Annotated in this window: 12 protein-coding genes; 4 read left to right on the forward strand and 8 right to left on the reverse strand. The window is 65.1% G+C overall.

Going from position 1 to position 15522, the window contains the following annotated elements:
- Positions 1-10: 10 nt before the first annotated feature.
- The 3 genes from mfd to CAL26_RS19185 all read left to right on the forward strand — a co-directional run bounded on the left by mfd (position 11) and on the right by CAL26_RS19185 (position 5651).
- Positions 11-3475 carry a transcription-repair coupling factor gene (gene mfd, locus CAL26_RS19175; RefSeq protein ID WP_094848358.1) on the forward strand — a complete coding sequence of 1155 codons (3465 nt, stop codon included), beginning with the start codon at positions 11-13 and terminating at the stop codon, positions 3473-3475.
- Positions 3476-3497: 22 nt separating this feature from the next.
- A complete protein-coding gene (serB, locus tag CAL26_RS19180) occupies positions 3498-4355 on the forward strand; it encodes a phosphoserine phosphatase SerB (RefSeq protein WP_094848359.1) in 858 nt (285 codons plus the stop codon).
- Positions 4356-4508: 153 nt separating this feature from the next.
- A complete protein-coding gene (locus CAL26_RS19185) occupies positions 4509-5651 on the forward strand; it encodes a hypothetical protein (protein WP_094848360.1) in 1143 nt (380 codons plus the stop codon).
- A gap of 86 nt (positions 5652-5737) precedes the next feature.
- On the opposite strand, the gene CAL26_RS19190 is transcribed toward CAL26_RS19185, so the two are convergent.
- Positions 5738-7948, reverse strand: a complete 2211-nt coding sequence (locus CAL26_RS19190; protein WP_094849974.1) for a TonB-dependent receptor — start codon at positions 7946-7948, stop codon at positions 5738-5740.
- Positions 7949-8162: 214 nt separating this feature from the next.
- Here CAL26_RS19190 and CAL26_RS19195 point away from each other — a divergent pair, with 214 nt between their 5' ends.
- On the forward strand, positions 8163-8585 hold the full coding sequence (locus CAL26_RS19195; protein WP_094848361.1) for a YkvA family protein: 423 nt from the start codon (positions 8163-8165) through the stop codon (positions 8583-8585).
- Here the strand turns inward: CAL26_RS19195 and CAL26_RS19200 are convergent.
- The 7 genes from CAL26_RS19200 to nuoI all read right to left on the reverse strand — a co-directional run bounded on the left by CAL26_RS19200 (position 8554) and on the right by nuoI (position 15502).
- On the reverse strand, positions 8554-8886 hold the full coding sequence (locus CAL26_RS19200; protein ID WP_094848362.1) for a DUF2818 family protein: 333 nt from the start codon (positions 8884-8886) through the stop codon (positions 8554-8556). The two genes, CAL26_RS19195 and CAL26_RS19200, sit on opposite strands and share 32 nt — an antisense overlap.
- A 103-nt stretch (positions 8887-8989) precedes the next feature.
- Positions 8990-10459 (reverse strand): NADH-quinone oxidoreductase subunit NuoN, encoded by a 1470-nt coding sequence (gene nuoN / locus CAL26_RS19205; protein ID WP_094848363.1) that lies wholly within the window; start codon positions 10457-10459, stop codon positions 8990-8992.
- A gap of 9 nt (positions 10460-10468) precedes the next feature.
- A complete protein-coding gene (locus tag CAL26_RS19210; protein ID WP_179283394.1) occupies positions 10469-11956 on the reverse strand; it encodes an NADH-quinone oxidoreductase subunit M in 1488 nt (495 codons plus the stop codon).
- 12 nt (positions 11957-11968) lie between these two features.
- Positions 11969-14029, reverse strand: a complete 2061-nt coding sequence (gene nuoL / locus CAL26_RS19215; RefSeq protein ID WP_094848365.1) for an NADH-quinone oxidoreductase subunit L — start codon at positions 14027-14029, stop codon at positions 11969-11971.
- An 18-nt stretch (positions 14030-14047) separates the two neighbouring features.
- Positions 14048-14356: an NADH-quinone oxidoreductase subunit NuoK gene (gene nuoK, locus CAL26_RS19220; RefSeq protein ID WP_066353466.1), complete on the reverse strand. Its 309-nt coding sequence runs from the start codon at positions 14354-14356 to the stop codon at positions 14048-14050.
- On the reverse strand, positions 14353-14997 hold the full coding sequence (locus CAL26_RS19225) for an NADH-quinone oxidoreductase subunit J (RefSeq protein WP_094848366.1): 645 nt from the start codon (positions 14995-14997) through the stop codon (positions 14353-14355). Before CAL26_RS19225 ends, nuoK begins: the two co-directional genes overlap by 4 nt.
- Before the next feature lie 16 nt (positions 14998-15013).
- On the reverse strand, positions 15014-15502 hold the full coding sequence (nuoI, locus tag CAL26_RS19230; protein WP_086066167.1) for an NADH-quinone oxidoreductase subunit NuoI: 489 nt from the start codon (positions 15500-15502) through the stop codon (positions 15014-15016).
- Between the last annotated feature and the right edge of the window lie 20 nt (positions 15503-15522).

Here is a 15522-nt window from a genome sequence, read left to right on the forward strand (position 1 = left end):
CTTCCTTCTCATGCCTGCAGATTTCCCCTCTACTCCCGCGGCGCCGCTGGTCCCGTCGACCGATTCCACCCTGGCGGCCCTGAAACCCGGCACCCGATATACGCAGCCCCGCCCTCCCGGCTCGGGCGATGCGTGGTTATTGGCCGACCTGGCGCGCCAGGCGGGCCGGCCGCTGCTCGTGCTGACGGCCGACCCGCTGGAGGCGCAACGGCTCACCGACGAAATCCTGCTTTTCGCACCCGGGCTGCGGGTGCGCCAATTGCCGGATTGGGAGACGCTGCCCTACGACGCGTTCTCGCCGCACCACGACCTGATATCCGAACGGCTCAAGACCCTGGACGCGCTGATGCGGCAGTCCGTGGACGTGCTGACGGTACCGGTGACCACCGCCCTGTATCGCCTGGCGCCGCCGGCCTTCATGGCCGCCTACACGTTCTCGTTCAAGCAGCGCGACAAGCTGGACGAAGCCGCCCTGCGCGCGCAATTGACGCTGGCCAACTACACGCACGTCACGCAGGTCACGGCGCCCGGTGAATTCTGCCTGCGCGGTGGCCTGATCGACCTGTTCCCCATGGGTTCGGCCGTGCCCTACCGGCTGGACCTGTTCGACAACGAGATCGAATCGATACGCGCCTTCGACGTCGACACCCAGCGCAGCCTGTACCCGGTCAATCAGGTGCAGTTGCTGCCCGGGCGCGAATTCCCGATGGACGAAGAAGCGCGGAACCGCTTCCGCGCGCGGTTCCGCGAGCTCTTCGAAGGTGATCCGTCGCGTGCCCTGCCGTACCGCGACATGGGCAACGGCATTGCCTTCGCGGGCATCGAATACTACCTGCCGCTGTTCTTCGACCAGACCGCCACGCTGTTCGACTACCTGGCGCCTTCCACCATCACGGTGACGATCGGCGACATCGACGATGCCATCCGCCGCTTTGCCCAGGACACCGGCAGCCGCTACGAATTCCTGAAGAGCGACCGCGAACGTCCGGTGCTGCCGCCGTCGGCGCTGTTCCTGGACGCGGACTCGCTGTTCGGCCAGCTGAAGGATTTCGAGCGCCTGTCGCTGACCGCCGAACGCGGCCATCCGGACATCGGCCCGGCGCCGGACGTGGCCGTCACGCGGCGCTCCGACGATCCGGTGGCGCGGCTGCGCGCGGTGGTCGACGGCGGCAAGTGGCGCCTGCTGCTGTGCGCGGATTCCGCCGGCCGGCGCGAAACGTTGGCGCAGATGCTGGCCGAATTCGATCTGGCGCCCGATTTCGAAGCCGCGTCCATCGAAGACTTCCGCGTTTCCACGGCGCGCCTGGCATTGCTGGCGGCGCCGCTGACCTCGGGCTTCAGCCTGCCGGGCGAAGGCATCGCCTTCATCACCGAAAACGACTTGTACCCGGGCCAGGCGGCGGTCAGCCGGCGCGGCCGGCGCGAGCAGGAACGCGCCAGCAACGTCGAAGCCATGGTGCGCGACCTGTCCGAATTGCGCGAAGGCGATCCGGTCGTCCACGCGCAGCATGGCATCGGGCGCTATCACGGCCTGGTCAACATGGACATGGGCGAAGGCGAGATGGAGTTCCTTCATCTCGAATACGCCAACGGCAGCACGCTGTACGTGCCGGTGTCGCAGCTGCACGTCATCGCGCGCTACAGCGGCGCCGATCCGGAAGCCGCGCCGCTGCACCAGCTGGGCTCCGGCCAGTGGGACAAGGCACGGCGCAAGGCCGCCAGGCAGGTACGCGACACCGCCGCCGAACTGCTGGACCTGTACGCCAAGCGCGCCGCGCGCGAAGGCTATGCCTTCAAGCTGCAGCTCAACGACTACGAGGCTTTCGCCGAAGGCTTCGGCTTCGAGGAAACCGCCGACCAGGCCGCGGCCATCCAGGCCGTCATCATGGACATGACCTCGGGCAAGCCCATGGATCGCCTGGTCTGCGGCGACGTCGGTTTCGGCAAGACCGAGGTCGCGCTGCGCGCGGCCTTCCTGGCGGTGGCCAACGGCAAGCAGGTCGCCCTGCTCTGCCCCACCACCCTGCTGGCCGAGCAGCACGCGCAGACCTTCGCCGACCGCTTCGCCGACTGGCCGGTGCGCGTGGTGGAACTGTCCCGCTTCCGTTCCGCCAAGGAAGTCGCGGCGGCGATCCAGGGCATCAACAGCGGCAGCGTCGACATCGTCATCGGCACGCACAAGATCCTGTCCAAGGACGTGCGCTTCAAGCAGCTGGGCCTGGTCATCATCGACGAAGAACACCGCTTCGGCGTCCGCCAGAAGGAAGCGCTGAAATCGCTGCGGGCCGAAGTCGACGTACTCACGCTGACCGCCACGCCCATCCCGCGCACCCTGGGCATGTCGCTGGAAGGCATACGCGATTTCTCCGTCATCGCCACCGCGCCGCAGAAACGCCTGGCGATCAAGACCTTCGTGCGCCGCGAAGACGGCAGCACCATACGCGAGGCCCTGCTGCGCGAACTGAAGCGCGGCGGACAGGCCTATTTCCTGCACAACGAAGTCGAGACCATCCACAACCGCCGCGCGCGCCTGGAAGAACTGGTGCCCGAAGCGCGCATCGCGGTCGCGCACGGCCAGATGGGCGAACGCGAGCTGGAACAGGTGATGAAGGGCTTCTACCAGCAGCGCTTCAATGTCCTGCTGTGCACCACCATCATCGAGACCGGCATCGACGTGCCGACGGCCAACACCATCGTCATCCATCGCGCCGACCGCTTCGGCCTGGCGCAGCTGCACCAGTTGCGCGGACGCGTGGGCCGCTCGCACCACCAGGCCTATGCCTACCTGCTGACGCCGGGCGAAGACGCCATCACCTCCAACGCCAAGAAGCGGCTGGAGGCCATCCAGGCCATGGAAGAACTGGGCTCCGGCTTCTACCTGGCCATGCATGACCTGGAAATCCGCGGCACCGGCGAAGTCCTGGGCGAATCGCAGTCGGGCAATATCCAGGAAGTCGGCTTTTCCATGTACACCGACATGCTGAACGAAGCGGTGCGCGCGTTGAAGGCGGGCGAAGAACCCGACCTGGAAGCGCCGTTCGGCAAGTCCTGTGAAGTCAACCTGCATGCGCCGGCCCTGCTGCCGGCCGATTACTGCGCCGACGTGCATGCGCGCCTGGCCGTGTACAAGCGCCTGTCCCATGCGGAAGACGAAGACGACCTGATCCGCATCCAGGAAGAATTGATCGACCGTTTCGGCAAGCTGCCCGAATCGGCGCAGACCCTGCTGGCCTCGCACCGCCTGCGGCTGGCGGCGCAGGCGCTGGGCATCAACAAGATCGACGCCAGCGAAACCCAGGCGCTGATACAGTTCGGGCCGAACCCGCCCATCGATTCCATGCGCATCATCGAACTGGTGCAGAAGCAGCGGCACATCAAGCTGGCCGGACAGGACAAGCTGCGCGTCGACATCAAGGGCCAGCAGATACCCGCTCGCGTGGACGCGGTGCGCACGGTGCTGCGCGCGCTGGCATGACCCAGGACCCATCCAGATCCCTATGAACACCCACTATCTTGTCATCCAGTCCCCTGCCCTGGCGTCCGACCATTGCGAACAGGTGGCCGCGTTGTCGCAGGCCCAGGGGCTGCTGCGCCTGAGCGCCACGGCCGCGCGGCTGCTGGACGTCCAGCACGACGACGCCACCCGCGCGGAAGTGCGCGCATGGTGCGAGAACGCCGGCGTGGACCACGCCTTCATGCCCAAGGGCAGCGCGTTGTCGCAATGCAAGGTGCTGGCCATGGACATGGATTCGACGCTGATCAACATCGAATGCATCGATGAAATCGCCGGCGTGGCGGGCGTCAAGGACAAGGTCGCGGCGATTACCGAAGCCGCCATGCGCGGCGAGATCACCGACTTCTCCGAAAGCCTGCGCCGCCGCGTCGCCTTGCTGGCGGGGCAGCCGGCGCAAGCGCTGGAACAGGTGTACCGCGACAAGCTGCGCCTGAACCCCGGAGCCGAAAGCCTGATCGCCTCCGCGCGCGACGCCGGCATCCGGATTCTGCTGGTATCGGGCGGATTCACCTTCTTCACCGAACGGCTGCGCGAACGTCTGGGCCTGGACGAAGCGCATTCCAACACGCTGGAAATCGTCGACGGCAAAATCACGGGACGGGTGTTGGGCGACATCATCGATGCGGCCGGCAAGGCGGAACGCCTGCAGGCCTTCGCGCGGCGCCATGGCGCCGCGGCCGAACAGATCATCGCCATGGGCGATGGCGCCAATGACCTGAAAATGCTGGGCCTGGCGGGGTTTTCAGTGGCCTACCACGCCAAGCCGGTGGTACGCGAGCATACGCGCTTCGCCCTGAACGTATCGGGACTCGACGGCGTGCTCAACTGGTTCGAGCGTTGAATAATCATCTCCCTCTCCGGATTCGCATGCGGACCTAGAGATTTCTGAACGACGCGCGGGTGGCGCGCGCCCAGAATGGATCACCCGGGACGATGCAAGGGCTTTCGTCCCGTTCAGGCCGTGGCCGGCCGCACTGATCCGCAGGAGATGATCATGCCACCCAACGTACACCAGCTGGAATACAAGCGGCGCGAGCTGCAGGCGATGATGGAGGCCCGCGGCCATCTGCCGCCGTCGCCTTGCAAGCAGCACGCGCAACACGAGCACAAGCGGCAGGAAATGTTCGACACGGTGCTCACGTCCATGAACGCCATGCTGGACGGGCTCGACATCCTGGCCGACGGCAGGCCGCTGCCGCCGCAGGAGGCGCGAGACTGGATCGACACCCTGATCGAATGGGCGCCCCTGATCGCGCAGGTGCCATTCGGCAGCGGACCCATCAAGGCCCCGGTACAGATGGCGATCAAGGGCTTCAACAAGCTCGCCATCCGGGGCCATACCGCGCCCAGGCTGGAAAAAGCGCTGAACAACGGCGTCGCGCTGTCCGGGCTGGCGCCCGTGGTCATGACCCCCGAGGGCTGGGCCGAGAAGATTTCCGCCGCCGCGTCCGTGATGGGCTATACGGCGCATGGCGCCGCCGTCGCCGGCGCCAAGATCGCGCTGCCCCTGGGCGTGAAGACCGCGCTGGCGCCGTCGCTCGGCAATCTGCTCGTGCAGATCTCGCACTGGACATCCAGCACGGCGACGGCATTCGGGCATGTGGCCACGAACATCGCCGCCGTCGGTCCGGCGTTTTCGGCCGGGATGGCGGCAATGAACGTAGCGCTGTCGTACGGCAAATTCGACGCGGTGCTGGCCATCGCCGAGCACTACGGACACCACCAATGCACCTGCCTGCAACACGTCGAGACGATCGCCGACATGAGCATGGGCGCCAACATGGACCGTGCCATGGCGCTGCATCCTTTCCTGGCGGTGGGCGTGGCGGGCAAGGCGCTGGACAGCAAGGCGCACTGGATGGCCAACAAGTTCCGCGGGCCCGAGCGACGGACGCATCGCGGCGGCTATGACATCGCCATCGGCCTGTGGGAAGGCGCGCAGGCGCCTGCCCTGCACCGCATCTACAAGACCGCCAGGCCGCTGGTGGCGTCGGAACGCTGCCCCATCGCGATGCTGGCGATCGCCACCTTGTTGGGCGCCGACGCCAATCCCATGAAGGGCTGGCGCGACGCGGTCGCGGCCATCAAGGCCGAGCGTGAAGCGGGCGCGCTGAAGATCAAGGGCAGGATCGCCTGAACCGCGTGGCCGGAGCACGGACAGGACAGGCCGGAGGTGCGAGGCCGGCCCGGAACGGCTGCCGCGGCAGCCGTCCCCCGCCGACATCAATAGCGCAGCGATGTGGTCAGGATGACCTGGCGGCCGGGGCCGTAATCGGCATGATGCACGCCATTGGTCCGGGCGAAGTATTCCTTGTCCGTCAGGTTCAGCACGTTCAGCTGGAAGGTCAGGTTGGGCGATACCTGATAGGCCGCCATCGCGTCGAAGCGCCAGTAGGCCGGCATGTAGACGCTATTGGCGCCGCCGCCCGCGCCGCCCTGGTTGCCGCCGTAGGTCTTGCCCACGTAGTAGATGCCGCCGCCCACGGTGAACTTCGGCAGCAGCTTGTAGGTGTTCCACAGGCTGAAGCTGTTGCGCGGGGTATTGGCCAGCGGATCGCCTTCGTTCACGCCGTTGTAGGCGCCCTTGACCAGCTCGCTGTCCATGTAGCTGTAGCCGCCGAACACATTCCACTTGGGCGTCACCGCACCGGCAAAGCCGAGTTCGAGCCCGCGCACGCGGGTCTTGCCCGCCTGTTCGAAGACGCCCGGGTCCACCTGGATCTGCGCGTCCTTGCGGTCGGTCTGGTAGATGGCCGCGGTCAGGGTCAGCTTTTCGTTCAGCACGTCCCACTTGGTGCCCAGCTCGATGGTACGGCTCTTTTCCGGATCCAGGCTGTCGGTATCGGCAGTCAGGGTCTCCTGGTCACCGCCGCTGACCGTGGGCGGCGTGGACGCCGTCGCATACGACAGATAGATGCTGCCGTTGGGCGCGGGCTTGTAGACGATACCGGTCTGGTAGCTGAAGATATTCCAACTGCCGCTGGTGCTCTGCGAGCTGGTCGCGCCACGCGGCAGGAAATTGCCGTCGATGCGATAGTTGTCGAAGCGGCCGCCCAGGTTCAGCGACCAGCGATCGTTGAACTCGATGGTGTCGAAGGCATAGATGGCGCGGGTGTTCGACGTGGTGTCGCTGCTCAAGGGGCCGCGAGAGATATCGCCGGACCAGTTGTCGTGCGGATCCGGATGGTAGACCGGGGTGCAATCCATGGCCCCGGCAGGGAATACCGTGGGGCAGAAGCTGCCGGACGTCGTCGTCACGTTGTAGCTGGCGTTCTTGTTCTTTTCGTTGGTGAACTCGACGCCGATGTCGTAGCTGTGCTTGAGCGAGCCGGTGTCGAACTTGCCGTACAGCTCCGTGACGTTCGACAGCATGGTGGTCTGGTTCCAGCGCGATTTCAGGCCGCGCTGCATCCACCACTCGCCGCTGGCCGGGTCGAAGCGCGCCGCGCCGCCGTCGCCGGGGTTGGTCAGCACGTAGTCGTTCAGCGTCTGGCCATACCGTGTGGCGTTGCGCAGGGTGACGTGCTGGTTGAAATCATGTTCCAGCTCGATCGTGCCGATATCGGCCTTGTTCTTCGAGTAGTCGCGGTCGTACACGCCGTAGTACTTGCTGCGGCCCACGTTCAGGATGCCGTCGCTGGTGTGCTTGCCGGGGATCTTCGACGCCAGCGGCACGCCGTAGTCGGGCATGCCGTCGGACTGGAAATGGTAGTAGCTGAACGTGGCGCGGGTGGGCGTTCCCAGGCCGAAGGACAGCGACGGCGCCACGCCCCATTTGTCGTAATCGACGGCGTTGCGGCCCGGGACGTTGCCCTTGCCGTCCAGCAGGTTCAGGCGGAAGGCCGAGTTGTCGTTGAACTGCCAGTTGGCGTCCACGGTGCCGCGCCAATAGGCATCGGTGCCCAGGCCGGCGTCCGCCTGCACGAAGGAGCCCAGCTTGGGTTTCTTGCTGACCAGGTTGATGCTGCCGCCGCCCGATCCACGGCCACCGTAGGCCGAGTCCGCGCCACGGATGACCTCCACGCTTTCGACGTTGAAGATTTCGCGGGTCTGGCCGCCGGGGTCCCGGATGCCGTCGACGTAGATATTGTTGCCCGACGAGCTGCCGCGGATGAACGGCCGGTCGGCCAGCGGCTGGCCGCCTTCCCCCGCCCCGAAGGTGATGCCCGGAGAATTCCGCAATACGTCTTGAAGCGACGTGGCCGCGCTGTCCTGGATCACCGTCTGCGGAATGATCTGCACCGACTTCGGCGTGTCCAGCAGGGGCGCCGTGAACTTCGGCGAGGACGATACCGGGACGTCGTACAGGGAATCGCCTTCGACCTGGACGGGCGCCATTTCCGTGACGGGAGCGTTCTGTGCGACGGCCTGCTGCCCCAGGAACAGGGCGGGGCTCGCCAGCGCGACGGCCAGAGACTGGGTCAACGTATTCATGGAATACGAGTCTTGCTGCTTCAAGGGGCTTCTCCGAGTTGCTAACGATAATGACAACGATTCTTATTATTAAACTTTGTGCCGAATGATAGACAAACTCGTAGGGCCAGACAATATTTATTAATATGAAGTACACAATGTGGCGCTTCAGCGACATGTCAGGCATGACCCGCGCGCATCCGACATTCAGAAAATCGTCAGAATGGAGAGAGCAATGCGTTTGCTGAAGATCACGCGCCTGTGGGCGCTACGGACGCGGCAGGACGCGATGACGGTCTGGTTCGCGCTGCGGCATCCCGCGACCCCCTGGTACGCCAAGGCCCTCGCGATCCTGACGGCCGCCTATATCCTGAGCCCCATCGACCTGATACCGGACTTCATACCGGTGCTCGGCTTGCTGGATGACCTGGTGCTCGTGCCGATATTGATCTGGGCGACCCTGCGCGCCCTGCCCGCGCCGGTGCGCGCGGACAGCCGCGAGCGCGCGCAGGCCTGGGCCACGCGCAGGCTGGCGCGCCCCGGCAGCAAGGCCGGTGCGGTGTTCGTGGTGATGGTGTGGATCGCGATCGCGGCTGCGATCGCATGGTGGGTCTACACGACCTGGTTCAGCCCTGGCGCGCCGAGCGCCGCCGTTTGAGCAGGTAGCGGATGACGAAGCCGGGATACGCCAGCACCAGGAACAGGCACAGGCCGATGGCGTAGAACTCCCAGCCTTGGGAGAAGCGATTGCCCAGGGCCGATTCGAAAGCGAATCCCAAGACGCCGACGATCAGGTAGAACACCAGGAGTTCGAACAGGCGCAGCCACAAGGGCTTGGGCACGGGCACACCGTTCTGGCGCCAGACGAACAACGCGAACACCCGCTCGTTCAGGAACGGCAGGTTGGCGCACACCAGCGCCAGCGCGATCAACAGCCAGACGGCAAGGGTTTGATTCATCGGCCCGGTTGAAGCGGATGGCGGCGCATTGCGCGCCGCCATTTTGGTTTTGACAAGTCAGTCGGCCGGCATGGAGCCGGCCGTGCGCCGGCCGTGAGCCGGATTACAGGCCCAGGGACGTCTGCACGGCGCGCACGCAGGCCGCCATCAGGCCTCCGGGCAGGATACCCAGCAGCAGCACCAGCACGCCGTTCAGCGACATCAGCCCGCGTTGCACGCAGGAAGCCGACACCGGGTGAACGTCGCCAACGGGATCGTCGAAGTACACGACCTTGACGACGCGCAGGTAGTAGAAAGCGCCGATCAGCGAGAACATCACCGCGATCACGGCGATACTGACATGGCCCATCTGGATCAGCGGCTGCAGCACGGCCAGCTTGGCGTAGAAACCCACCGTGGGCGGCAGGCCCGTCAGCGACACCATCAGGACCAGCACGATGAAGGCATGCCAGGGGCTGCGGCGGTTCAGGCCTTTCAGGTCGTCGATGTTGTCGCACTCGAAACCATCGCGCGACAGCAGCAGCACCATGCCGAAGCTGCCCAGCGTCGTCAGCACGTAGGTGACGATGTAGAACAGCGCCGCGCCGTAGCCCACCGCCGGCGATTGGCCGCCGGCCGCCAGGCCCAGCAGCACGAAGCCCATGTGCGAAATGGTCGAATAGGCCAGCATCCGCTTGAAGTTGGTCTGCGCGATGGCGGTCAGGTTGCCCACCGCCAGCGACAGCACCGCCAGGATCAGCAGCATGGGCTGCCAATCGGCGGCCAGCGAGTGCATGGCTTCGATCAGCACGCGCAGCGTGATCGCGAAGGCCGCCAGCTTGGGCGCGGCGCCCAGCAGCAGCGTGACCGCCGTCGGCGCGCCGTGGTAGACGTCCGGCACCCACATGTGGAACGGCGCCGCGCCCAGCTTGAACGCCAGGCCGGCCACGATGAAGACCACGCCCAGCACCAGCGGCAGGTACTGCGCCTTGCCGCCGCCGATGACCGCGGCGATCTGCGCCAGGTCCAGCTGGCCCGTGGCGCCGTAGACCATGGACATGCCGTACAGCAGGAAACCGGAGGCCAGCGCGCCCAGCACGAAGTACTTCATGGCGGCTTCGGTGGCCGTCGCGTCGTCGCGGCGCAGCGCGATCAGCGCGTACAGCGACAGCGACATCAGCTCCAGGCCCAGGTAGACCGTGATCAGGTTGCCCGCGGAGATCATCACCATCTGGCCCAGCAGGCCGAACAGCGACAGCACGTACATTTCGCCGCCGCGCAGCATGTCGCGCGACTGCGAATAGATGCGGCCGTAGACCAGCGTGACGAACACCGCCACATAGGACGTGACCTTCAGCAGATGCGCCAGGTCGTCGGTGACGAACAGGCCACCGAAGGCCCTGCCCTTCACGCCGTCGTGCCACTGCATCAGGGAAATGATCGTCAGCAGCACCAGCGTGCCCAGGGTCAGCACGTAGCTGATCTTGCGCGTGGGGTGATTGCTGACCGCATCGACCAGCAGGATCACCGAGCCCAGAACGAGCAGCAGGATCTCCGGCGTCGCCAGCGCGAAATCGAGTGAGGAGTGCATCATTGTCTTGGCTTACAGTTTCGAGATGGCAACGTGTTGCATCAGGGCCTGCACCGACGCATGCATCACGTCGGTAAAGGGCTTGGGATAGATCCCCATGTACAGCACGGTAATGGCCATCAGGCCCAGGATCAGGAATTCGCGGCGATTGATGTCGGTCAGCGCGCGCACGTGATCGTTGGCGATTTCGCCGAAGGCCACGCGCTTGACCATCCAGAGCGAGTAGGACGCGCCCAGGATCAGCGCCGTGGCCGCGAGCAGGCCGATCCAGAAGTTGTGCTGGACGGCGCCCATGATCACCATGAATTCACCGACGAAACCGCTGGTGGCCGGCAAGCCGCTGTTGGCCATGGAGAACAGCACGAAGAAGGTCACGAAGCGCGGCATCGTGTTCACCACGCCGCCATAGTCGGCGATGCGGCGGCTGTGCACGCGGTCGTACAGCACGCCGATGCACATGAACATGGCGCCCGACACGAAGCCGTGCGAGATCATCTGCACGATGGCGCCTTCCACGCCGGCGGTGTTGAAGATGAAGAAACCCAGCGTGACGAAGCCCATGTGGGCCACCGACGAGTACGCCACCAGCTTCTTCATGTCCTCTTGCACGATGGCGACCAGGCCGATGTAGATCACCGCGATCAGCGACAGGGCGATCATCAGGCCGGCCAGGCTGTGCGAGGCGTCCGGTGCGATGGGCAGCGAAAAGCGCAGGAAACCGTAGGCGCCCAGCTTCAGCATGATGGCCGCCAGCACGATGGAGCCGCCCGTGGGCGCTTCCACGTGGGCATCCGGCAGCCAGGTGTGCACCGGCCACATCGGCACCTTCACCGCGAAGGCCGCCAGCAGCGCGACGAACACCAGCACCTGCGGGGTCATGCCCAGCTTCAGCTGGTGCCACTGCATGATGTCGAACGAACCGCCCGACGCGTTCCACAGGTAGATGAAGGCCACCAGCGTGAGCAGCGAGCCCAGCAGCGTGTACAGGAAGAACTTGAACGCGGCATAGACGCGGTTCGGTCCGCCCCACACGCCCACGATGATGTACATCGGGATCAGCGTGGCTTCGAAGAACACGTAGAACAGCAGGCCGTCCAGCGCGACGAACACGCCGATCATCAGGCCCGACAGGATCAGGAAAGCCGCCATGTACTGCGCGACGCGGCTGGTGATCACTTCCCAGCCCGCCAGCACCACGATGACCGTGATGAAGGCGGTCAGCAGAACGAACCACAGCGATATGCCGTCCACGCCCAGGTGGTAGTTGACGTTGAAGGTGCTGATCCAGGGCACGTTTTCGACGAACTGCATGCTCGCCGTCGACGCGTCGAAGCCGGTGTACAGGGGAATCGTCACCAGCAACCCCGCCACGGCGCCGATCAGGGACAGCCACAGCGTGAGTCCGCGCTTGTTGTCCCCGCCCAGGGCCAGCACCAGCAGGCCGAAGACGATGGGGACGAAGACCGCGAGGGTAAGCCAGGGAAAAGTATGGGATGCCATCTCGCTAGCCATTTATTGGGGAATCAGCACGAAGAAAGTCACCAGGGCCAGGATCCCGATGATCATGGCGAAGGCATAGTGATAGATGAAGCCGGACTGCAGGTAGCGGCTGACGCCCGCCACCCAGCCCACCAGCCGGGCGCTGCCATTGATCAGGCCATCGATCAGGCCGCGATCGCCGGCTTGCCACAGGCCGCGGCCCAGGCCGCGGGCGGCGCGGGCGATCACCTGCTCGTTGAACCAGTCCACGTAGTACTTGTTTTCGAGGATGACGTTGACGCCCGACAGGCTGCGCTTGATCGCCGCCGGCACCTTGGGATTGACCAGGTAGCAGTACCAGGCCACCACGGCGCCCGCGACCACCAGCCAGAAGGCCGTGGTGGTGAAGGCGTGCAGGCCGAAGGCGACCCAACCGTGCCATTCCTCGGCCAGTTCATGCATGGCCGGATGGTCGGGCAGCACGGTGATCGCGCCCTGGAAGTACTTGCCGAACAGCATGGGATCGATGACCAGCGCGCCGATGATCACCGACGGAATCGCCAGCACGATCAGGGGCAGCGTGACGACCCACGGCGATTCGTGCGGCGGGCCGCTGTGGCCGTGGTCGTCATGGCCGTGGCCATGATCGTCCGCCTTGCCGTGGACCTGCGCTTCAGCGCCATGGTTGTCGTCGTGGTGCGCGTGGCCATGGCCGTGCGTATCGAAGCGCTCCTTGCCGTGGAAGACCAGGAAGTACACGCGGAACGAATACAGCGAGGTCACGAACACGCCGACCAGCGTGGCGAAGTGCGCGAAGCCGGCGCCCCAGATGTCGGACGCGCCCGCGGCTTCGATGATGTGTTCCTTCGAGTAGAAACCCGAGAAGAACGGCGTGCCCACCAGGGCCAGCGTGCCGATCAGGAAGGTGATCCAGGTGATGGGCATGTACTTGCGCAGGCCGCCCATGTTGCGGATGTCCTGGTCGTGGTGCATGCCCATGATCACCGAGCCCGCCCCCAGGAACAGCAGCGCCTTGAAGAAGGCGTGCGTCATCAGGTGGAAAATCGCCACCTGATAGGCGGAAGCCCCCAGCGCCACGGTCATGTAGCCCAGCTGCGACAGCGTCGAATACGCGACGACGCGCTTGATGTCGTTCTGGATGATGCCCAGGATGCCCAGGAACAGCGCGCCGATCGCGCCGATCACGATGACGAAGGACAGCGCCGTATCCGAATGCTCGAACAGCGGCGAAAAGCGCGCCACCATGAAGATGCCCGCCGTCACCATCGTGGCGGCGTGGATCAGCGCGGAAATCGGCGTCGGGCCTTCCATCGAATCGGGCAGCCAGGCATGCAGCGGCACTTGCGCCGATTTACCCATGGCGCCGATGAACAGGCAGATGCAGGCCACCGTCAGCAGCTTCCAGTCGCCGCCCGGGAAGGTCATGCCGGCCAGCTTGTCGGCCTGGCTGAACACGTCCGAGTACTGCATCGAGCCGACGTAGGCGAACAGCAGGCCGATGCCCAGCACGAAGCCGAAGTCGCCGACGCGGTTGATCAGGAAGGCCTTCATGTTGGCGAAGATCGCCGTCGGCCGCGTGTACCAGAAGCCGATCAGCAGGTACGACACCAGGCCCACCGCTTCCCAGCCGAAGAACAGCTGCACCATGTTGTTGGACATGACCAGCATCAACATGGAGAAGGTGAACAGCGAGATGTAGGCGAAGAAGCGCTGGTAGCCGGGATCGTCCGCCATGTAGCCGATGGTGTAGATGTGCACCATCAGCGACACGCTGGTGACCACGACCATCATCATGGCCGACAGCGGGTCGATCAGGAAACCGATGTTCAGCTGCGTGCTGCCGATCAGGCTCCAGGTGTAGACGTTGCCGTCGAAGCGGTGGCCGTTCAGCACGTCGCCCAGCACCACGAAGGCGCCGATCGTCGAGATCAGCACGCCCAGGATGGTGATGACGTGCGCGCCGCGGCGCCCGATGGGCTTGCCGAGGAACCCGGTGCCGAACAGGCCGGCGAGGATGGCGCCGGCCAGGGGCGCCAGCGCGATGAGCAGGTAGAGATTGGGAGAGCTAGACATTGTTATTCCTGGACTCCGTCAGCCCTTCAGGCGATCGAGTTCGTCGACGTTGATCGTGTTCAGGTTGCGGAACAGCAGCACCAGAATGGCCAGCCCGATCGCCGCTTCGGCGGCGGCGACGGTCAGGATGAAGAACACGAAGACCTGCCCGGCGGCGTCGCCGGACCAGCTCGAAAAGGCCACGAAGTTCATGTTCACGGCCAGCAGCACCAGCTCGATGGACATCAACAGGATGATCAGGTTGCGGCGGTTCAGGAAGATGCCGAAGATGCCGATGGCGAACAGGATCGCCCCCAGTATCAGGTAATGGGCCAGCGTCAACGTCACTTCTGTTCTCCTTGGGCCGGAACGGCGGCGGCGGTGCGGGCCTGGGCGCGCTCGCTCTGCGCCGGCATGCTCACCAGGCGGAAGCGGTCCTTCGCGCGCACGCGCACGGCTTCCGACGGATTGTTGTACTTGACGTCGCGGCGGCGGCGCAGCGTCAGCGCGATCGCCGACACCATCCCCACCAGCAGCAGCACGGCGCCGACTTCCACCGCGTAGACATACTGCGTGTACATGGCAGTACCGAGCACGCGGGCGTTGTTGTAGTCGCCCGCCACCGCGGCCGGGGGACCGGCGTTGAACCAGGTCGAACCTAGCACGAAGGAGATTTCCAGCACCAGGATCAAGCCGATCACCAGGCCCAGCGGCAGGTAAGTGCGCAAGCCCTGCCGCAGCGCCGTCATGCGGATGTCCAGCATCATCACGACGAACAGGAACAGCACCATCACGGCGCCGACGTACACCAGGACCAGCAGCAGGCCGAGGAATTCCGCGCCCAGCAGGATCCACAGCATGGATGCGTTGAAGAAGGCCAGGATCAGGTGCAGCACCGCGGTCACGGGACTGCGCGCCGTGATCACGCGGAACGCCGCCACCACGAGCACGATGGACAGCAGGTAGAAAAGAAAGGTGGTGAAAGTCATGGAGTCGTACCCGGCATCAACGGTAAGGCGCGTCTTCGGCGCGTCGTTGGGCGATTTCCGCCTCGTAGCGGTCGCCCACCGCCAGCAGCATGTCCTTCGTGAAGTACAGGTCGCCGCGCTTTTCGCCGTGGTATTCCAGGACGTGCGTCTCGACGATCGAATCCACCGGACAGCTTTCTTCGCAGAAGCCGCAGAAGATGCACTTGGTCAGGTCGATGTCGTAGCGCGTCGTGCGGCGGCTGCCGTCGTCGCGCACGTCCGACTCGATCGTGATGGCCAGCGCCGGGCACACCGCTTCGCACAGTTTGCAGGCGATGCAGCGCTCTTCCCCGTTGGGGTAGCGACGCAGCGCGTGCAGGCCGCGGAACCGCGGCGACGCCGGGGTCTTTTCGTGGGGGTAGCGCAAGGTGACCTTGCGCTTGAAGAAATACTTGCCCGTCAGGCGCATGCCCTTGAGCAGTTCGGACAGCAAGAGGCTGCCGAAGAAATCCTTGATCGCTTCCATATCCTGCCTTTTGCCTATCG

It is taken from the genome of Bordetella genomosp. 9 (assembly GCF_002261425.1).
Classification (GTDB): Bacteria; Pseudomonadota; Gammaproteobacteria; order Burkholderiales; family Burkholderiaceae_B; genus Bordetella_C.

What these genes read in the sequence shown, in the direction of transcription:
- CAL26_RS19225 (WP_094848366.1), bottom strand. Translation starts at nt 14,997, where the DNA reads ATGACTTTCACCACCTTTCTTTTCTACCTGCTGTCCATCGTGCTCGTG.
- nuoI (WP_086066167.1), bottom strand. Translation starts at nt 15,502, where the DNA reads ATGGAAGCGATCAAGGATTTCTTCGGCAGCCTCTTGCTGTCCGAACTG.
- CAL26_RS19195 (WP_094848361.1), top strand. Translation starts at nt 8,163, where the DNA reads ATGCGTTTGCTGAAGATCACGCGCCTGTGGGCGCTACGGACGCGGCAG.
- mfd (WP_094848358.1), top strand. Translation starts at nt 11, where the DNA reads ATGCCTGCAGATTTCCCCTCTACTCCCGCGGCGCCGCTGGTCCCGTCG.
- nuoL (WP_094848365.1), bottom strand. Translation starts at nt 14,029, where the DNA reads ATGTCTAGCTCTCCCAATCTCTACCTGCTCATCGCGCTGGCGCCCCTG.
- CAL26_RS19190 (WP_094849974.1), bottom strand. Translation starts at nt 7,948, where the DNA reads ATGAATACGTTGACCCAGTCTCTGGCCGTCGCGCTGGCGAGCCCCGCC.
- nuoN (WP_094848363.1), bottom strand. Translation starts at nt 10,459, where the DNA reads ATGATGCACTCCTCACTCGATTTCGCGCTGGCGACGCCGGAGATCCTG.
- CAL26_RS19185 (WP_094848360.1), top strand. Translation starts at nt 4,509, where the DNA reads ATGCCACCCAACGTACACCAGCTGGAATACAAGCGGCGCGAGCTGCAG.
- CAL26_RS19210 (WP_179283394.1), bottom strand. Translation starts at nt 11,956, where the DNA reads ATGGCATCCCATACTTTTCCCTGGCTTACCCTCGCGGTCTTCGTCCCC.
- serB (WP_094848359.1), top strand. Translation starts at nt 3,498, where the DNA reads ATGAACACCCACTATCTTGTCATCCAGTCCCCTGCCCTGGCGTCCGAC.
- CAL26_RS19200 (WP_094848362.1), bottom strand. Translation starts at nt 8,886, where the DNA reads ATGAATCAAACCCTTGCCGTCTGGCTGTTGATCGCGCTGGCGCTGGTG.